General features: G+C 73.4%; 17 protein-coding genes. 12 read left to right on the top strand and 5 right to left on the bottom strand.

All coding sequences use genetic code 11. The features are described 5' to 3' along the window. Positions 1-151: 151 nt before the first annotated feature. Positions 152-1,717, top strand: a complete 1,566-nt coding sequence (locus H300_RS0102315) for a PucR family transcriptional regulator (RefSeq protein ID WP_028426122.1) — start codon at positions 152-154, stop codon at positions 1,715-1,717. A gap of 72 nt (positions 1,718-1,789) precedes the next feature. Here the strand turns inward: H300_RS0102315 and H300_RS0102310 are convergent, their stop codons facing one another. Continuing rightward, positions 1,790-3,121, bottom strand: a complete 1,332-nt coding sequence (locus H300_RS0102310; RefSeq protein ID WP_028426121.1) for a M14 family metallopeptidase — start codon at positions 3,119-3,121, stop codon at positions 1,790-1,792. 343 nt (positions 3,122-3,464) lie between these two features. Between H300_RS0102310 and H300_RS0102305 the strand changes: the two genes are divergently transcribed. Then, a complete protein-coding gene (locus tag H300_RS0102305; protein WP_028426120.1) occupies positions 3,465-4,937 on the top strand; it encodes an aldehyde dehydrogenase family protein in 1,473 nt (490 codons plus the stop codon). A gap of 63 nt (positions 4,938-5,000) precedes the next feature. On the opposite strand, the gene H300_RS0102300 is transcribed toward H300_RS0102305, so the two are convergent. Further along, the gene (locus H300_RS0102300) at positions 5,001-5,408 is read right to left on the bottom strand and encodes a RidA family protein (RefSeq protein ID WP_028426119.1); all 408 of its coding nucleotides are present in this window, start codon (positions 5,406-5,408) and stop codon (positions 5,001-5,003) included. 153 nt (positions 5,409-5,561) lie between these two features. On the opposite strand from H300_RS0102300, the gene H300_RS0102295 reads away from it, so the two are divergent. The 9 genes from H300_RS0102295 to H300_RS0102255 all read left to right on the top strand — a co-directional run bounded on the left by H300_RS0102295 (position 5,562) and on the right by H300_RS0102255 (position 16,126). Beyond that, complete coding sequence (locus H300_RS0102295; protein WP_028426118.1) at positions 5,562-5,942, top strand: winged helix-turn-helix transcriptional regulator; 381 nt, start codon at positions 5,562-5,564, stop codon at positions 5,940-5,942. A gap of 122 nt (positions 5,943-6,064) precedes the next feature. After that, entirely contained in the window at positions 6,065-6,601 is a 537-nt protein-coding gene (locus H300_RS29720; RefSeq protein ID WP_106966647.1) for an NUDIX domain-containing protein, read from the top strand. Between the two features lie 224 nt (positions 6,602-6,825). After that, positions 6,826-8,772 carry an acyl-CoA dehydrogenase family protein gene (locus H300_RS0102285; protein ID WP_028426116.1) on the top strand — a complete coding sequence of 649 codons (1,947 nt, stop codon included), beginning with the start codon at positions 6,826-6,828 and terminating at the stop codon, positions 8,770-8,772. 117 nt (positions 8,773-8,889) lie between these two features. Further along, positions 8,890-10,155 (top strand): 1-deoxy-D-xylulose-5-phosphate reductoisomerase, encoded by a 1,266-nt coding sequence (dxr, locus tag H300_RS0102280; protein WP_028426115.1) that lies wholly within the window; start codon positions 8,890-8,892, stop codon positions 10,153-10,155. Next, positions 10,152-11,456: a site-2 protease family protein gene (locus tag H300_RS0102275; protein WP_028426114.1), complete on the top strand. Its 1,305-nt coding sequence runs from the start codon at positions 10,152-10,154 to the stop codon at positions 11,454-11,456. The genes dxr and H300_RS0102275 overlap by 4 nt, the downstream gene beginning before the upstream one ends. A gap of 174 nt (positions 11,457-11,630) precedes the next feature. Continuing rightward, the gene (ispG, locus tag H300_RS0102270; protein WP_028426113.1) at positions 11,631-12,785 is read left to right on the top strand and encodes a flavodoxin-dependent (E)-4-hydroxy-3-methylbut-2-enyl-diphosphate synthase; all 1,155 of its coding nucleotides are present in this window, start codon (positions 11,631-11,633) and stop codon (positions 12,783-12,785) included. Positions 12,786-12,887: 102 nt separating this feature from the next. Beyond that, positions 12,888-13,733 (top strand): GNAT family N-acetyltransferase, encoded by an 846-nt coding sequence (locus H300_RS0102265; RefSeq protein ID WP_028426112.1) that lies wholly within the window; start codon positions 12,888-12,890, stop codon positions 13,731-13,733. 107 nt (positions 13,734-13,840) lie between these two features. Beyond that, the gene (locus H300_RS0102260; RefSeq protein ID WP_028426111.1) at positions 13,841-14,386 is read left to right on the top strand and encodes a GNAT family N-acetyltransferase; all 546 of its coding nucleotides are present in this window, start codon (positions 13,841-13,843) and stop codon (positions 14,384-14,386) included. 45 nt (positions 14,387-14,431) lie between these two features. Next, positions 14,432-16,126, top strand: a complete 1,695-nt coding sequence (locus H300_RS0102255) for a proline--tRNA ligase (RefSeq protein ID WP_028426110.1) — start codon at positions 14,432-14,434, stop codon at positions 16,124-16,126. Between the two features lie 96 nt (positions 16,127-16,222). On the opposite strand, the gene H300_RS0102250 is transcribed toward H300_RS0102255, so the two are convergent. The 3 genes from H300_RS0102250 to H300_RS0102240 form a co-directional block, all read right to left on the bottom strand. Then, complete coding sequence (locus tag H300_RS0102250; protein WP_028426109.1) at positions 16,223-17,140, bottom strand: aminoglycoside phosphotransferase family protein; 918 nt, start codon at positions 17,138-17,140, stop codon at positions 16,223-16,225. Positions 17,141-17,248: 108 nt separating this feature from the next. Next, complete coding sequence (locus tag H300_RS0102245; protein WP_028426108.1) at positions 17,249-17,704, bottom strand: ferritin-like domain-containing protein; 456 nt, start codon at positions 17,702-17,704, stop codon at positions 17,249-17,251. 2 nt (positions 17,705-17,706) lie between these two features. Then, positions 17,707-18,255 (bottom strand): hypothetical protein, encoded by a 549-nt coding sequence (locus H300_RS0102240; protein ID WP_028426107.1) that lies wholly within the window; start codon positions 18,253-18,255, stop codon positions 17,707-17,709. 272 nt (positions 18,256-18,527) lie between these two features. On the opposite strand from H300_RS0102240, the gene rimP reads away from it, so the two are divergent. Then, complete coding sequence (gene rimP, locus H300_RS0102235; RefSeq protein WP_028426106.1) at positions 18,528-19,058, top strand: ribosome maturation factor RimP; 531 nt, start codon at positions 18,528-18,530, stop codon at positions 19,056-19,058. Position 19,059: the final 1 nt, after the last annotated feature.

Here is a 19,059-nt window from a genome sequence, read left to right as displayed (position 1 = left end):
CTCCGGCGCGGTGCCCCGGAGAGGGAAGGGCGCCGGGCCGTCCCCCGGTGCGGGGCAGTTGTACGCTGAGTACCAGGGCCCGTCGGTCCGCACTACGGTACGGCCCAAGAACCCCTGCACCGTCCGCCAGAAGGCAGGCAACGACCGAGCCATGCAGCCCACCCTCGCTTCACTCGTGCAGCACTCCTCGCTGAAGCTGTCCGTACTCGCGGGAGAGGGCCGCCTCTCCGTGCCAGTGCGCTGGGCGCAGGTAAGCGAGCTGGCCGACCCGGTGCCCTACCTGGACGGCGGTGAGCTGCTGCTGGTCACCGCGCTGAAGCTGGACGCCGAGGACCCGGAGGCGATGCGCCGCTACCTGGGTCGGCTCTCCGGCGCCGGGGTGGTCGGCCTGGGGTTCGCGGCCGGGGTGAACTACGAGCGGGTACCGAAGGCGCTGGTGGACGCGGCGCGCGCGGTGGACTTCCCGCTTCTGGAGGTGCCCCGGCGCACCCCGTTCATCGCGATCACCAAGGCCGTCTCGGCTGCGATCGCCGCCGAGCAGTACCGCTCCGTCACGGCCGGGTTCGAGGCCCAGCGGGAGCTGACCCGCGCGGCGCTCTCCGCGGAGGGCCCCACGGCACTCCTCGCCCGGCTCGCCGCGCACGTGTCCGGCTGGGCGGCCCTCTACGACGTCTCGGGCGCCCTCGTCGCCGCCGCCCCGCACTGGGCGCAGCGCAGGGCGGGACGGATCACCGGGGACGTCAGGCGGCTGCGCGATCGCCCCGCCCCCGCGAGCGCGGTGCTCAGCGGGGTCGAGTCCGACCGGGTGGAGTTGCAGACGATCGGCACCGGCCGCCGGGTCCGCGCGGTCCTCGCCGTGGGCACCGACGCTCCGCTGGGCACCGCGGAGCGGTACGCCGCCAACTCCGCGACCGCGCTCCTCACCCTCACCACCGAGCGGTCCCGGGCCCTCCAGGAGGCCGAGCAGCGGCTCGGCGCCGCGGTGCTGCGGATGCTGGTCTCCGGCGAGGCGGAACACGCCCGCGCGGTGGCCGGCAACCTCTACGGGACGCTGCTGGACATACCGCTGCGGGTGCTGGTGGCGGAGGCGGTCCCGCAGGCCGCGCCCGCCGACCCCGGGCCCCTCGAACTCCTCGCCGACGCCGTCGAGTCCGGTGCCGCACGCAGCGGGGAGTCGGTCCTCGTGGTGCCGGACAGTACCCGGCTCGTGGTGCTCGCCGCGGACGGCGGCGCTGCCGTGGCGTCCTGCGCCGAGTACGTCCGCGGGCTGGGCGAGGAACTCGCGGTCGGGGTCTCCGCCCCGACGGGCATATCCGCCGCGGCGACCGCGTTCAAACAAGCCGACCAGGCGCTGTCCGTCGCCCGCCGCCGGGGCGCTGCGCTGGTGGAGCACGAGGACATGGCCGCCGGTTCGGTGCTTCCGCTGCTCGCCGAGGACGCCGTCCGGGCGTTCGCCGACGGGATGCTGCGGCCGCTGCACGAGCACGACGCGAGCGGCCGCGGCGACCTCGTCGCCTCGCTGCGGGCCTGGCTCTCCCGCCACGGGCAGTGGGACGCCGCCGCGGCCGAGCTGGGCGTGCACCGGCACACCCTGCGGTACCGGATGCGCCGGGTGGAGGAGATCCTCGGACGTTCGCTGGACGACCCGGACGTCCGGATGGAGCTGTGGCTCTCCCTCAAGGCCACCCATGTGCCCCGGGTGACAGCCGGGCCCTGACGGGAGCGGGGGCTCCACCGGCCGGTGACGGCGACCCGCGGCCGCCGTCACCGTCGTACGCCCGGAACGCCGTCAGGCTGTGCAGTACTGCGCCTCCTTGCCGATCGAGCGGTACATGCAGTCGGCGTTCTCCAGCAGGAGCAGGACGGCGTCGCGGTTGCGCCGCGTCTCGCGCGCGATGACGCTGCCCGGCGGGTAGAAGCCGTCCGGGTGCCCGGACGGCGGGTACATCTCGAAGGTGTAGGAGAAGATGCGTTGGTCGCCCCACATCCAGTCGCCCACCGAGCCGTCGGTGACGTAGAGGTCGCTGGACTGCTGCGGCGCGTACCCGTTGCTGTCGGCGAGCAGGCTGCCGATCGCGGCGTGGGCGTCCCGGTCGTCGCGGGTCAGGCCGGGAGCGGTGTCGGAGTAGGTGTAGCCGTAGGGCCAGAGCACGAGTTCGCCGTACGTGTGGAAGTCGATGTGCGCGGCGATCTGCTGCTCGCCGCCGACCACCCGGCTGCGCACGAAGTCGGCGACCACCCCGGTCTCCGGGGCGGACTCGCCGGAGCTGCCGCGGTAGGTCTGGCTGCCGGGCGAACCGGAGGAGCCGCCGCAGCAGCCCCAGCGGTAGTCGAAGTTGCGGTTCAGGTCGGTGCCGACCGACGAACTGCCCGCGTTCGGCTGGCGGTTCTTGCGCCACATGCGGAAGGTGCCGGAGTCCTGGTCGTAGACCTTGCCGTCCGGGTTGACCGTGGGGATGACCCAGACCTCGCGCTCGTCCAGCATCCGGGTCACCCGGCTGTCGCTTCCGTAGCCCGAGGTGAACTCCCGCATCAGGTAGAGCGCCATCTCGGTCGTCAGGTGCTCCCGGGCGTGCATGTTGTGCGTGAACAGCACCTCGGGCTTGTCCCGGTCGCTCCGGACGTCGGAGCTGATCTTCACCGCCAGGATGTCGCGGCCCTGGTGGCTGCGGCCGATCACCTGCCGGCTCACCAGCTCCGGGTGGTCGCGGACGAGCGCGTCGACCTCCCCCGTCACCTCGGCATAGCTGTGGTAGTCGGACGGCGCCGCCGCCGCGACCTCGCCGCCGCGCTCGGCGGGGGTGCGCAGCGCCGTCGTCCGGTAGCCCCGCTCGTGCAGGGTGTCGAGCGCGGCGGCGTCCGCGGTGACGAGGACCGAGCGTGCGCGGACCTCGTCCACGGCCACGCCCAGGGCGGCCAGCGCGGAGCGCTGCTCCCTGGTTTCGATGCCGGTGACCTCGTACTGCCGCAACCGCTCGTCGGCGGTGGGCGCCTCCCGGTCGGCCGCCGGTGCGGCCGCGGGCGGGGAGGCGGTGGCCTGTGCGCCGAGCGGCAGCGCCAGCGCGAGGGTGAGGAGGACGGCTGCGGAGGTGGTCCGCCGGCCGCGGGACGTTGTGCGCATCGCATCTCCTGGGGTGTCCAGTTCGAGACGGGTGGGGGTTGCGCGTGCGGCGACATCGTTCCGCAGCGCCGTGAGGCCGGCAAGAAGGTATTCGGACGTTCCCGAGGCCGGTACCGCCGTTCGTGCCGGTCCTCGCGGCCGGCCCGCGTGCCCGGGCGACGGTCCGTCCGCCGGTGCCCGGCGCTCGGTACCGGCGGGTCGGCCGCCCGTTCGAAACGCCTGCCGAAGCGGAGCGGCGGCCGCGGGGAGTGCGCCGCGTCGGACAAGAGGCCGGAGGTGACGATGCCCCTACGGTGGGCAGCAGGCAGCATCTCCACGACCCTTCGGAAGGCCGGTACCCGCAGTGACCTCACCGACTGCAGCGTCTTCGTCGACCCCCGCGTCCTCGTTCTGGCTCGCCGGCCGCGCGGCAACCGGCGACGACACCCTCGACGTCTCCTCACCCTGGGACGGCCGGATCGTCGGCCGTGCCGCCGTGCCGACCGACGAGCAGGTGGAGGAGGCGGTGGCCGCCGCGGCGGCGGTGGCCGACGCGTTCGCCGCCACACCGGCGCACGTCCGGGCCGCGGCGCTGGACCACGTGGTGCGCCGCCTGGGAGAACGCACCGAGGAGATCGCCGCGCTCATCTCCGCGGAGAACGGCAAGCCGATGAAGTGGGCCCGCGGCGAGGTCGGACGCTGCGTCTCGGTCTTCCGCTGGGCCGCCGACGAGGCGCGCCGCTTCAACGGGGGCGAGGTCCAGCGGCTCGACTCCGACGCGGGCGGCGCCGGTCGCCTCGCGCTGATCCGCCGCTTCCCGATCGGGCCCGTCCTCGGGATCGCGCCGTTCAACTTCCCGCTCAACCTGTGCGCCCACAAGGTCGCCCCGGCGCTGGCCGCCGGCACCCCGATCATCCTCAAGCCGGCCCCGGCCACTCCGCTCTCCGCGTTGCTGCTCGGTGAACTGCTCGCCGAGACGGACCTGCCGGACGGAGCCTGGTCGGTGCTGCCGGTCGCGAACGACCGGATGCCCGCCCTCGTCCAGGACGAGCGGCTGCCGATCATCTCCTTCACGGGCTCGGCCCCGGTCGGCTGGTCGATCCTCGACTCGGTGCCCCGCAAGCGGGTCACGCTGGAGCTGGGCGGCAACGGCGCGGCCGTGGTGCTCGCCGACTACGCCTCCGGGGCCGACCTCGACTGGGCGGCCCAGCGCATCGCCACCTTCTCCAACTACCAGGGCGGCCAGTCCTGCATCTCGGTCCAGCGGGTGATCGCCGACACCACCGTCTACGACCGGCTGCTGCCGAAGGTGGTCGCCGCCGTCGAGGCGCTGAACACCGGGGACCCGGCCCTCGACACCACCGACGTCGGCCCGCTGGTGAGCGAGGACGCCGCCCGGCGGGTCGAGACCTGGGTCGACGAGGCGGTCACGGCGGGGGCGACGCTGTGCACCGGTGGCAAGCGCGACGGCGCGACCTACGCCCCGACCGTGCTGGAGAACGTCCCCGCCGACACCAGGCTGGGCTGCGAGGAGGTCTTCGGTCCGGTGGTGTCCTTCGTCCGGGTCGAGGGCGAGGAGGCCGCGCTCGCCGCTGCCAACGACTCGCAGTACGGGCTCCAGGCGGGCCTGTTCACCCACGACGTCCAGGCCGCCTTCCGGGCCCACCGGGCGCTGGAGGTCGGCGGCGTGGTCGTCGGCGACGTGCCGTCCTACCGCGCTGACCAGATGCCGTACGGCGGTGTCAAGCAGTCCGGCGTCGGCCGTGAGGGCGTCCGGTACGCGATGGAGGACTACACCTACGAGCGGGTGATGGTCCTGACCGGCCTGGAGCTCTGACGGACCTGGAGCTCTGAGCGGGAGCGTCTCCGCCCCGGGTACCCGGGGCGGAGACGCTCCCGCTCAGTCGAGGACGGCGACGGCCTCCACCTCGACCAGGTAGTCGGGCGAGGCCAGGGCTGCGGCGCCCAGACCGGTGAGCGGCGGGAGCGCGGTGGTCCCCAGCTTCGCCGCCGCGCGGGCGATCCCCTCCTGGCACAGGGGCATCTTGTCCGGCGTCCAGTCGGTGAGGTGGACGTTCAGTTTCGCCACGTCGTCGAAGGACGCGCCGACGGCGGCCAGGGCGGTGCCGACGTTGAGGTAGCACTGCTCGATCTGGGCGGCGAGGTCGCCCGGCCCGACCGTGTTCCCCTCCGCGTCGGTGGCGACCTGCCCGGCGAGGAAGACCAGCCTCGATCCGGTGGCGACCGACACCTGCCGGTAGAGGTCGGTCTTCGCCAGTCCGTCGGGGTTCACCAGGGTGATGGGCATGCCGGCTCCTTGCTGGGAGAGCTCGCGCGCGGGTCGGAACCAGGGGTTCGCGTCCCCCGCCGGAGCGCTCGTGGTCACTTGTGGTTACTGGAGAACCGTAGGAGAGTGTGCGCTGACATGGAAGAACGCACTTTTCAGTGACTGGGGAACCTCATGGTGACCAAGCAGGTCGACGGCTCGCAGGACGAGGCGGATCTGATGCGCGCGGACTCCCTGGCCCGGGAGATCTTCTCGGACCTCGCCAACAAGTGGGCGTTCCTGCTCGTCGAGTCCATCGGCGACCGCACCGTGCGCTTCAGCGTGCTGCGGGACGAGGTGGCGGGGATCAGCCACAAGATGCTCACCCAGAACCTGCGGATGCTGGAGCGCAACGGCCTGGTCGAGCGGACGGTGCACCCCACCGTGCCGCCGCGGGTCGAGTACGCGCTGACCGAACCGGGCCGCGCTCTCCGGGCCGTCGTCGACGGCATGTGCGGATGGACCCACCGGTACATCGGCAGCATCGAGGAAGCCCGCCACCGCTTCGACACCTGAGCGACCCGCGCGCCGCGCCCGTCACGCGCGGCCCGTCCGCCCTTGCCCACGGCCCGTGTTCCCCCGCCCGCGGGCCGGGAAGGAGTGCCGCCGCGGCGTCCCGGGGGGCGTACCCTCGTCCGGTGGATCCCGACCGCGCCCCCGAACGCCTCCGTCCGGCCGCCCCGACCACTCCCCGTGCCCCGGCGCCGCGGGACCGACCCACGGTCCGGGTGCTGCTGCTCGACCCGGACGAGCGCGTGCTGCTCTTCCGCGGTCACCGCGAGACCACCGGGGAACCCTTCTGGTTCTCGGTGGGCGGCGGCACGGAGCCCGGAGAGGCGCCGGAGGAGACGGCTCTGCGGGAGCTGCGGGAGGAGACCGGGCTGACCGGCGCCGTGCTCGGCCCGGAGGTGTGGCGGCGGGACCGGATCGTGCCCTGGCGGGGCGCCCCCCACCTGTTCCGGGAGCGGTACTATCTCGCCAGGACGGAGTGCACCGCCGTCGACACCTCCGGCTTCACCGAGGAGGAGCGGCGCACCGTCACGGCCCACCGCTGGTGGAGCCGGGCCGCGCTCGCCCGGACCGCCGAGCATCTGGCACCGCCCGACCTGGCGGAGCGGCTCGCCGCACTGCTGGACCACGGGCCGCCGCAGGAGCCGATCCGGCTGCCCCGCTGACGCTCCCCGCCGCCCGCCGCCCCGGTCCGCCGCCGTCCGGACTCGGCCGCACCCGTCCGGAGCCCGGCCCGTCCGTTTCCCGCCCCGGTCCGCACCCGTACGGGTACCGGTCCGGGCGCCGGGCGGCATGGATCGGGCAGAACGGGTACCCACGGACGAGTGGTACCGGTCGGTAGCTCCGGCCGGGAGGACCGAACCCGACGACGAGCGGCGAGGTGAGCACCATGTCCGCGGCACCCGACGGATCCGGCGACTCCGCCCGCGGCGCGCCCCAGGTCTCCGAGCGCGAGGCGCGGGACGTGGCGGAGGCGGCACGCGAGCAGGACTGGCGGAAGCCCAGCTTCGCGAAGGAACTGTTCCTCGGTGACTTCCGACTCGACCTGATCCACCCCCATCCGGAGCCCGAACCGGAGGACGTGCGCCGGGGCGAGGAGTTCCTGGTCCGGCTCCGGGAGTTCTGCGAGAAGCGGATCGACGGCGCGCGGATCGAGCGGGAGGCCCGGATTCCCGACGAGGTCGTCACCGGACTGCGCGAGCTGGGCGCGCTGGGGATGAAGATCGGCACCCGGTACGGCGGCCTCGGCCTCGGCCAGCTCTACTACAACCGCGCCCTGGCACTGGTCGGCTCGGCGAGTCCGGCCGTCGGAGCCCTGCTCTCCGCCCACCAGTCGATCGGCGTGCCCCAGCCGGTGAAGGCGTTCGGGACGCAGGAGCAGAAGGACCGGTACCTGCCGCGCTGCGCGCGCCACGACATCTCCGCCTTCCTGCTCACCGAGCCGGACGTCGGCTCCGACCCGGCGCGGCTGGCCACCACCGCCGAACCGGACGGGGACGACTACCTGCTCGATGGCGTCAAACTGTGGACCACCAACGGCGTGGTCGCGGACCTCCTCGTGGTGATGGCCCGGGTACCGCGCTCCGAGGGGCACCCGGGCGGGGTGAGCGCCTTCGTCGTCGAGGCGGACTCGGAGGGCGTCACGGTGGAGAACCGGAACGCCTTCATGGGACTGCGCGGCATCGAGAACGGGGTCACCCGCTTCCACCGGGTCCGGGTACCCGCGGCCGACCGGATCGGCCCGGAGGGTGCCGGACTGAAGATCGCCCTGACCACGCTGAACACCGGCCGGCTCTCGCTGCCCGCGCTCTGCGTCGGCGCCGGGAAGTGGTGCCTGAAGATCGCCAGGGAGTGGGGCGGCGAACGGGTGCAGTGGGGGCGTCCGGTGGCGGAGCACGAGGCCGTCGGCGCGAAGATGTCTTTCATCGCCGCGACCACGTTCGCGATGGAGGCCGTGCTGGACCTCTCCTCGCAGATGGCGGACGAGGAGCGCAACGACATCCGCATCGAGGCGGCGCTGGCCAAGCTGCACGGTTCCGAGATGGCCTGGCTGATCGCCGACGAACTGGTCCAGATCCGCGGAGGCCGGGGCTTCGAGACCGCCGAGTCGCTCGCGGCCCGCGGCGAACGCGGCGTCCCCGTCGAGCAGATGCTGCGCGACCTGCGGATCAACCGGGTCTTCGAGGGGTCGACGGAGATCATGCACCTGCTGATCGCCCGGGAGGCGGTGGACGCGCACCTCTCCGTCGCCGGGGATCTGATCGACCCGGAGAAGGCGCTGCCGGACAAGGCCAGGGCCGGGGTGAGGGCCGGCGGCTTCTACGCCCGCTGGCTGCCGAAACTCGTCGCCGGGACGGGGCAGCTCCCCCACGGCTACGGGGACTTCGCCCAGTTGGCGCCGCACCTGCGGTACGTCGAGCGGCACGCCAGGAAGCTGGCAAGGGCGACCTTCTACGCGATGTCGCGCTGGCAGGGGAAGATGGAGACGAAGCAGGGCTTCCTCGGCCGGATCGTGGACATCGGCGCCGAGCTGTTCGCGATGAGCGCGGCCTGCGTCCGGGCGGAGAAACTGAGCCGGGAGGGCGCGCACGGGCGCGCCGCGCGCCAGTTGGCCGACGCGTACTGCCGGCAGGCGCAGCTCCGCGTGGACGAGCTGTTCGGGCGCCTGTGGCGGAACACCGACGACCTCGACCGGAAGGTGGTCCGCGGCATCCTGGAGGGTGCCTACACCTGGCTGGAGGAGGGCGTCGTCGACCCGTCCGGCGAGGGACCGTGGATCGCCGAGGCGCCGCCGGGCCCGTCCCGGAGCGAGAACCTGCACCGTCCCGTCCCCTGACCCGCTTCCCCGCCGCCCGTCCGGTGCCGGACGGGCGGCGGGCGTGCGGGAGGCGGGCGGACGGCGCACCGGGGCACCCCGCGCCGGAGCCGCGACCGGACGGGCAACAATGGACCCATGACCGACTCCCTCGCTGACCCGCATACCACCTTCCCGGCGGCCGACAGCACCCACGACGGCCCCCGGGACATCGTCATTCTGGGGTCCACCGGCTCCATCGGCACGCAGGCCGTCGACGTGGTGCTGAACAACCCCGGACGCTTCCGGGTGACCGGGCTGTCCGCCGCGGGCGGCCGGGTCGAGCAGCTCGCCGGGCAGGCGCACCGGCTCCAGGTGCGCACCGTCGCCGTCGCCCGGGAGGACCGGGCCAACGCGCTCCGCCAGGCACTGCGCGCGCAGTACGGGGTCCGGGAGCCCATCCCCGAGGTGCTGGCCGGTCCGGACGCGGCGACGGAGCTGGCGGCGTCGCCGTGCCACACCGTGCTCAACGGCATCACCGGCTCCATCGGGCTGCGGCCCACGCTGGCCGCCCTGGAGTCCGGCCGGGTACTGGCCCTGGCCAACAAGGAGTCGCTGATCGTCGGCGGTCCGCTGGTGCGGGCGGTGGCCGCCCCCGGGCAGATCGTCCCGGTGGACTCCGAGCACTCCGCCCTCTTCCAGGCGCTGATGGGCGGGGCCCGGCACGAGGTGCGCACGCTGCTGGTCACCGCGTCCGGCGGCCCGTTCCGCGGACGCACGCGGGCCCAGCTCGCCGACGTGACCCCGAAGCAGGCGCTGGCCCACCCCACCTGGGAGATGGGTCCGGTCATCACCGTCAACTCGGCGACACTGGTGAACAAGGGGCTGGAGGTCATCGAGGCGCACCTGCTCTACGACGTGCCCTTCGAGCGGATCGAGGTGGTCGTCCACCCGCAGTCGGCCATCCACTCGATGGTGGAGTTCACGGACGGCTCGACCCTCGCCCAGTGCGGGCCCCCCGACATGCGGCTGCCGATCGCCCTCGGGCTCGGCTGGCCCGAAAGGGTGCCCCAGGCGGGCCCGGTCTTCGACTGGAGGAAGGCGATGAGCTGGGACTTCTTCCCGCTCGACGGGGACGCCTTCCCTGCCGTGCCGCTCGCCTGCGAGGTCGGCGCCAGGGGCGGCACCGCGCCGGCCGTCTACAACGCGGCGAACGAGGAGTGCGTGGATGCCTTCCTGACCGGACGGCTGCCATTCACCGGCATCGTGGATACGGTTGCCGCTGTGGTCGAGGAGCACACCGACACGTCCGGATCCGCGGTGACCCTGGAGGCGGTCCTCGACGCAGAGACCTGGGCGCGGAGACGCGCCCGTGAGCTGGCGTCGTCGGGCGCCACGAACGGCACAGCGGAGGCCCGCGCATGACGGCACTGATGACGATCCTCGGCATAGTCGTCTTCGCGTTCGGCCTGCTGTTCTCGATCGCCTGGCACGAGCTCGGCCACCTCTCCACCGCGAAGCTCTTCGGCATCCGCGTCCCGCAGTACATGGTGGGCTTCGGCCCGACGATCTGGTCCCGGAAGAAGGGGGAGACGGAGTACGGGATCAAGGGCGTCCCGCTCGGCGGCTACATCCGCATGATCGGCATGTTCCCGCCCGGGGACGACGGCAAGCTCCGTCAACGTTCCACCTCCCCCTTCCGGGGGATGATCGAGGACGCCAGGGCGGCCGCCTACGAGGAGCTCCAGCCGGGCGACGAGAAGCGGCTGTTCTACACCCGCAGGCCGTGGAAGCGCGTCATCGTGATGTTCGCCGGCCCGTTCATGAACCTGATCCTGGCCGTGGTGATCTTCCTCGGCGTGCTGATGAGCTTCGGCATCAACACCCAGACGACCACCGTGGCCAGCGTCTCGGACTGCGTCATCCCGGCGAGCGCGTCGAGCGACAAGTGCCCGGCGGGCGCGCCCGACTCGCCCGCCAAGGCGGCGGGCCTGCGGGCCGGCGACCGGATCGTCGCCTTCGACGGCGAGCCGATCGAGGAGTGGAGCGCGCTCCAGACGCAGATCCGCGAGGCACCGCAGACGGTGACGGTCACCGTCGAGCGGGACGGCCGCCGTCTCGACCTGACCGCCGAGCCGATCCAGAACAAGGTGCTCAGGACCGACGGCGACGGCGCCTACGTCGAGGGCGAGTACGTCGACGCCGGGTTCCTGGGCTTCGCCCCCGCCTCCGGAGTCGTCCAGCAGTCCTTCCCGCAGGCGGTCGACCGGATGGGCGGGATCATGGAGAACGGCTTCCGGGCGCTCGTCGCCCTGCCGTCCAAGATCCCGGACCTGTGGGACGCGGCGTTCACCGGCGGCGAGCGCAAGGACGACTCGCCGGTCGGCGTGGTCGGCGCGGCCCGGGTGGGCGGCGAGATCGTCACCCTGGACATCCCGGCGTCGCAGCGGGTGGCGACCATGCTCTTCCTGGTGGCCGGCTTCAACCTCTCGCTGTTCCTGTTCAACATGCTCCCGCTGCTCCCGCTGGACGGCGGCCACATCGCCGGTGCCCTGTGGGAGTCGCTGCGCCGCGGCCTGGCCAAGCTCTTCCGGCGGCCCGACCCGGGGCCGTTCGACGTGGCGAAGCTGATGCCGGTGGCCTACGTGGTCGCGGGGGTGTTCATCTGCTTCACCCTGCTGGTGCTCGTCGCCGATGTGGTGAATCCCGTAAAACTGGTCGGTTAGCGCCTCGGCCGCAGGTGGTGTCCGGCGTGTCGTCCCGCCGGGCACCACCCGCGGTGCGGCGGGCGCGCCCCGGCGAGCGGGCGGGGTGTCCGCGGTGCCCCTCGGGTGGCGTAATCTCGGGTGCCGGAGCCCGCTGATCTCGGGACCGAGAACCACACCATGGGGTTGCGCCAGATGACAGCCATTGCGCTGGGAATGCCGTCCGTACCGATCAAGCTCGCCGAGCGGCGCGTCAGCCGCCAGATCCAGGTCGGTAACGTGGCCGTGGGCGGCGACGCCCCGGTCTCCGTCCAGTCGATGACCACCACCCGTACGTCCGACATCGGTGCCACGCTGCAGCAGATCGCCGAGCTGACCGCCTCCGGCTGCCAGATCGTCCGGGTCGCCTGCCCGACGCAGGACGACGCCGACGCGCTCGCGGTGATCGCCCGCAAGTCGCAGATCCCGGTCATCGCGGACATCCACTTCCAGCCGAAGTACGTCTTCGCCGCCATCGACGCGGGCTGCGCCGCCGTCCGGGTCAACCCGGGCAACATCAAGCAGTTCGACGACAAGGTCAAGGAGATCGCGGACGCGGCCAACGCCGCTCGCACCCCGATCCGGATCGGGGTCAACGCCGGCTCCCTCGACAAGCGGCTGCTGCGCAAGTACGGCCGGGCCACCCCCGAGGCGCTGGTGGAGTCGGCGCTGTGGGAGTGCTCGCTCTTCGAGGAGCACGGCTTCCGCGACATCAAGATCTCGGTCAAGCACAACGACCCGGTCGTGATGGTCAACGCCTACCGCCAGCTGGCCGCCCAGTGCGACTACCCGTTGCACCTCGGCGTCACGGAGGCGGGACCGGCCTTCCAGGGCACCATCAAGTCCTCGGTGGCCTTCGGCGCGCTGCTCTCCGAGGGCATCGGGGACACCATCCGGGTCTCGCTCTCCGCCCCGCCGGTGGAGGAGGTCAAGGTCGGCAACCAGATCCTGGAGTCGCTCGGCCTGCGCGAGCGCGGCCTGGAGATCGTCTCCTGCCCGTCCTGCGGCCGCGCCCAGGTGGACGTCTACAAGCTGGCCGAGGAGGTCACCGCCGGCCTGACCGGGATGGAGGTCCCGCTGCGGGTCGCCGTCATGGGCTGCGTGGTGAACGGGCCCGGCGAGGCCCGCGAGGCCGACCTCGGCGTCGCCTCCGGCAACGGCAAGGGGCAGATCTTCGTGAAGGGCGAGGTCATCAAGACCGTCCCGGAGTCGAAGATCGTCGAGACGCTGATCGAGGAGGCGATGAAGATCGCCGAGCAGATGGCGGACGACGGCGTGTTGTCCGGCGAACCCGAGATCTCCGTCGGCTGACCGGCCTCCCGGGTGTGCGGCAGCACTCGGCGGTATGGTGCGGAGAAGGAACGCTGTACTCCCCACCCGTCTCCGGGCCGACACGACAGGGCATCACCGCACGTGCTGACGACGACCACCACCCGGGCCCTCGGACCAAGTGATCTGGACGAGGCGCTCGCTGTCCTGCACCGCGACCCGGTCGCCAACGCCTTCGTCACCGCCCGGGTGCAGGATTCGGGCCTCGACCCGTGGCGCCTGGGCGGCGAGATGTGGGGCTGGTTCCGGGACGGCCGCCTCGGCGCACTCTGCTACGCCGGAGCCAACCTGGTCCTCATCGGGGCCGGTCCGGAGGCGGTGCACGCCTTCGCCGAGCGTGCCCGCCGGCAGGGACGGCGCTGCTCCTCCATCGTCGGCCCCGCCGGGCCGACGGACCAGCTCTGGGAACTGCTCGCACCGCACTGGGGCCCGGCCCGCGAGGTGCGCCGCAACCAGCCGCTGATGGTCACCGGCACGCCCGCCGCCGACGTCCCCGCCGATCCGCTGGTCCGCCGGGTCCGCAAGGACGAACTGGAGCGGGTGATGCCCGCCTCCGTCGCGATGTTCACCGAGGAGGTGGGCATCTCGCCGCTGGCCGGTGACGGCGGACTCGTCTACCAGGCCAGGGTCGCCGAACTCGTCGGTTCCGGCCGTGCGTTCGCCCGCTTCGAGGACGACCGGGTGATCTTCAAGGCCGAGATCGGGGCGGTGACCGCGCGCGCCTGCCAGATCCAGGGCGTCTGGGTGGCCCCGGACCGCCGCGGCGAACGGCTCTCCGAGGGTGGCATGGCCGCGGTGCTGCGCTACGCGCTCAACGAGTTCTCGCCGGTGGCCAGCCTCTACGTCAACGACTTCAACACCGCTGCCCGCGCCTCCTACCGACGGGTCGGCTTCCGCGAGACCGGCGCCTTCATGAGCGTGCTCTTCTGACCCCAGTGGCGCCGGACCGGGACGCGGCCTCCCCCGTACGCGGCCCCCGGCGGCCTCCCTCCACCGGTGACGTGCCGCGGGACGCCGTCGCCCAGTAGGGTTCGCCCATGCAGATGGACGTCGTGGTCGGCCCCCTGGACCTGGCCGCCCGGGTGGACGAGGCACTCGCCGTGCAGGCCCTGGCCTTCGGACTCACGGACGACGAGATCGAGGTGCGTCGCCCGTTGGTGCTGCGCCACCTCGCCGTCCCCGGGGCCCGGGCGCTGGGCGCCACCACTCCGGCCGGCCGTCTCGTCGGCTTCGGCTACGGACTGCCCAGCGATCCCGCGCACTGGTGGTCGACCGTCGTCGCACCGTGCCTGCGCCGGGAGGGCCACGAGGACTGGCTCCGCGACTCCTTCGTCATCACCGAACTGCACGTCCACCCGGCGTTCCACCGGCGCGGCATCGGCCGCCGGCTGATCACCACGCTCACCGCCGGCACCGACCGCCCGCGGTCGCTGCTGTCCGCGGTGGACACCGAGAGTCCCGCCCGGCGGCTCTACGCCGGCCTCGGCTACGCCGACCTGGCGCGCGGGGTGCTCTTCCCCAGCGCGCCCAGCCCCTACGCCGTGATGGGGGCGCCGCTGCCGCTGCGCCGCCCGACGGCATAGGCTTTCTCTTTTCCACCGTTACGGTCCGCAACCAGGAGAACCACCATGGCAGCCCGAGTCCAGCGCCTGTCCCGCTCGATGCTCAAGACGCTGCGCGACGACCCGGCCGACGCCGAGACGCTCAGCCACAAACTGCTGGTCCGCGCCGGCTACGTCCGGCGCACCGCGGCGGGTGTCTGGAGCTGGCTGCCGCTCGGCAAGCAGGTGCTGGAGAACGTCTCGCGGATCGTCCGCGAGGAGATGGACGCCATCGGTGCCCAGGAGGTCCTGCTGCCGGCGCTGCTGCCCAAGGAGCCCTACGAGGCCTCCGGCCGCTACGAGGAGTACGGCGACCTGCTCTTCCGGCTCCGGGACCGCAAGGGCGCCGAGTACCTGCTCGGACCCACGCACGAGGAGATCTTCACCCTGCTGGTCAAGGACCAGTGCACGTCGTACAAGGACCTGCCGGTGATGATCTACCAGATCCAGACCAAGTACCGCGACGAGGCCCGCCCCCGGTCCGGCATCCTGCGCGGACGCGAGTTCCAGATGAAGGACTCCTACTCCTTCGACGTGACCGACGAGGGTCTCGCCGGGTCGTACGCCCTCCACCGCGAGGCGTACACCCGCATCTTCAGCCGCCTGGGCCTGGACTACCGCATCGTCTCGGCGGTCTCCGGCTCGATGGGTGGTTCCGCGTCCGAGGAGTTCCTCGCGCCCGCCGAGGCCGGTGAGGACACCTTCGCCGACTGCCCCGCGTGCGGCTTCGCCGCCAACACCGAGGCCGTCGGGACCACCGTCGAGCCCGGCCCGACCGAGCACCACCCGGCGGTCGAGGAACTCGACACCCCCGACACTCCGACCATCGAGACGCTGGCCGCGCACCTCGGCGTCCCCGCCTCCGCCACTCTGAAGAACCTCCTGGTGAAGGTGGACGGCGAGATCGTCGCCGTCGGAGTGCCCGGCGACCGCGAGGTGGACCTCGGCAAGCTCGGCGAGCACCTGGCCCCGGCCGCCGTCGAGCTGGCCACCGCCGAGGACTTCACCGACCGGTCCGATCTCGTCCGCGGTTACGTCGGCCCGCAGGGCCTCAACATCCGCTACCTCGCCGACCCGCGGGTCGCCCCCGGCACGTCCTGGATCACCGGCGCGAACAAGGACGGCAAGCACGTCCGCAACGTGGTCTGCGGCCGGGACTTCGAGGTCGACGCGTACGTGGACACCGTCGTCGTCGAGGCGGGCGACCCCTGCCCGAACTGCGGCGCCGGACTGCACCTCGACCGGGCGATCGAGATCGGCCACATCTTCCAGCTCGGCCGCAAGTACGCCGACACCTTCCAGCTGGACGTCCTGGGCCGGGACGGCAAGCCCGCCCGGGTCACGATGGGCTCGTACGGCATCGGCGTGTCCCGCGCGGTGGCGGCACTGGCCGAGCAGAGTGCTGACGGGCAGGGGCTGTGCTGGCCCGCCGAGGTCGCCCCGGCCGACGTCCACGTCGTCGCGGCGGGCAAGGCCGCCCAGATCGAGCTCGCCGTGGAGATCGGCGACAAGCTCGGTGCCGCCGGGGTGCGGGTGCTCGTCGACGACCGCGCCGGGGTCTCGCCCGGGGTGAAGTTCACCGACGCCGAGCTGATCGGCGTGCCGAAGATCCTGGTCGTCGGCCGCGGTGCCGCCCAGGGGCTGGTCGAGATCAAGGACCGCCGCAGCGGCGAGCGCGAGGAACTGCCCGTCGAGGAGGCGCTGGCCCGCTTCACCGGCTGACGCGCCAGGCGCACCCCCGGACCGGCCCGGGGGCACGCGTCTGCGGTCCCGCACCCGGTCCGTATCGAGCCGCCGTGTGCGCCCGTGCCGCCGGGGCTACAGCCAGCCGGCGAACTCCAGCAGGATCTCGCCGTCCTCGTGCTCGCCGGACCGCAGGTGCCGCACCCCCGATTCCACGGCGCGGAACCGTGACCAGCGGCGCAGCCGCTCCGGATCGACGTCCAGCGCGTCCGCGAGCTTGGCGACCCGGCGCCGGGCCGCAGCCGGGGCACCGGGCGAGGCGACCAGGTCGTGCAGCCGGTCCCGTGCCGACCGGGCCAGGTCGAACGAGGGGTCGCCGACCAGCGGGTCCGGCCCCACGGCCAGCCAGGGCGTCCGCTTGTCCTCCGGCCCGGCCCCCGGGCCGGAGGAGAGCACCGCCCCCTGGCGGAACTCGCCGTGCAGCAGCACCTGCGGGTGCTCGTCCGCCAGCAGCTCGGCGCGGTCCGCCAGCGCCTCGTCCACCAGCGGACGGACCGCCTCCGGAGCGTCCTCGCGCAGCATTCGCGCGGCCCGTCCGGTGTGCTCGGCCACCGTGGTGAACCGGTGCGCGCCCGGGGGGACCCACAACCGGCGTAGCGCGGAGACGGCCTCCAGGGTCGCCTTCGGCTCGGACAGCGAACGCAGCGACACCTCGCCGTGCAGCCGCTCCAGCAGCAGCGCGCCCGTCTCCGGTGCCGCGCCCAGCAGCCGCACGGCGCCCAGCCCGTCCCAGGCGGTCAGCGCGGCGGCCTCGGCGGCGGCCTCGGGCCCGCCGCCGGGCCGCAGTTTCAGGGCGACGGGGGTGCCGTCCTCCCGTCGGGCCAGCAGCACCGCGCTGTTCCGGCCCCCGGGGACCGCGGTCCGCTCGACGGTGAGGTCCCACGCGGAGACCATCCGCGCGACCAGCAAGGGGAGTTCCGTCAGCCAGGGGTCGTCCGCGCCCCGGGCGCGCACCAGTCGCTGCGGGGTTTCGAAGTGCGGGGCGGAGACCATTCCTGCGGGCTGCCTTTCGTCGGTCGGGGAGCCCCCGGGGCGGACCGGAGTGCCCGGACCCGTGCCCGCCACCGGCCAGCGGGAGCGGCACGGGCCGGGGCAGCGCGGCTACCGCGCCTCCGGGCCGCGTTCGGCGAGCCCAGGGAAGGCTACGCCCGTCCCGCGCCAGCGCGCGGACCGCACCGCGGCCTCCCGCAGCGCGGCGGCGGCCTCCCGGCGCCGGTCACCGGAGGCGGCCCGCACCAGGTCGGCGTACACGCCCGCGACGCGTTCCTCCAGCTCGACCGCCAGCCGGACCGCCGCGGCGCTGTTCGCCACCTCGAACGGCAGCCGGTACCCGGCGGGCGCCGCCGGCGGCTCACCGCCGAGGTCGCGCACCGTCTGTCGCAGCGCGTCCCGCCGGGCGCGGTGCGCGTCGTGGGCCTCCCGGGCCTCGGCCCGGCGCTCCTCGCCGATCCGGCCGCCGACCACCCCGTACCCGTACACCGCGGCGTGCTCCGCGCCGAGTGCCGCCCGGGCCGCGTCCAGCGCGCTCCGCTCCGGGCCTCCGGTCGACTCCGCCATCGTCAGGACTCCTCGGTCGTGAGTTCGGTGAGCAGGTAGGAGTGGACGCTGCCGGCCGCGGCCAGCGAAGCCAGCAGCCGGGCCGCCTCGGGCGGCGCGTCGACGAGTGCGGCGGTGCGTGCGTCCGCGAGGCCCCGCTCGGCGGCGGCCAGTTCCGCCAGCGCTTCCTTCGGCGTGTGGCCGACACCCGGCGCCAGGCCCTCGGCCGGGCTGGTGACGGCCTCCGGGGACGCGGTGGCGCCGGAGGGCGCCGCGGATCCCGTGCCGGGGCTCGCGACGGTCCCGCCGACCGCGTCGCGGTGGGCGGACACGTTCCGGCGGAGCGGCAGCAGCGGTTCGTCCAGCGCGGGGTGCGCCGCGACCACGGCGTCGTAGCGGGCCAGCAGGCCTGAGCTCTCCCGTGCCGTCCGCTGGGCGAGCGCGCGGACGGCGGCCTCCCGCGCCGACCGGCTGCCCGCAGCCCCGGGGTCGCCCCCGGAGCAGCCGGTGAGCAGCGCCGCGGCGCCCACCGAAGCTGCCAGCAGGCTTCGCCTGCGCGGGTTGAGTGGCACAGATCACTCCACGGAGTAAGGATCAGCAGGTGAGGGCGGTGTCGGAACAAGTGATCACCATTTGGTGAGACTACCTGGCAGCGGAGCGGGTACCCGTGGGCCGTCCCCGGCACGCCGGGCGAGGCACCCGTGCGGCCCCGGGAGCCCCGGACTGCCGCTGGTCCGGTCAGCGCCGCTCCGCACAGGCGCTAGGCTTTGCCGGACACCCCTGAGACATGCTGTCTTCCGCCCCAGTCCCCTACAACAGCACACGCGGCCGAGGAGTCATCCGGATGAGCACCACCCAGATCGAGAGGCTGCGCGGGCTGGTCGAGCCGCTCGTTTCCGAGCGGGGACTGGACCTGGAGGAGCTTCTGGTGACCCCCGCCGGTAAGCGCCGGGTCCTGCGGATCGTCGTGGACTCCGACGAGGGCGTCCAGCTCGACACCTGTGCGGAGCTCAGCCGCATCCTCTCCGCCGAGTTGGACGGGAGCGACGTGATGGGCGGCCTGCCGTACGTGCTGGAGGTCACCTCGCCTGGCGCCGACCGGCCGCTGACCGAGCGCCGCCACTACCGCCGCGCCCTGGGGCGCCTGGTACGGGCGCAGTTGCACGAGGGCGGCGAACTCACCGCGCGGATCAACGGCGTCGACGAGAGCGGACTGGACGTCGAGGTGCCCGGGGTCAAGGGCCGCAGGCCCACCTCCCGGCGACTGGCCTTCGAGGAGATCGCCAAGGCCCGCGTCGAGCTGGAGTTCAAGCCCCGGGACCGGGACGGGCACGCTGCGCAGGACGAGAACACCGAGCGGGAAGAGGAGGCGTAGG

It is taken from the genome of Streptomyces sp. TAA040 (genome assembly GCF_000424845.1).
The sequence above is the reverse complement of the archived record's forward strand: the minus strand, read 5'-3'. Positions and strand labels throughout refer to the sequence as shown.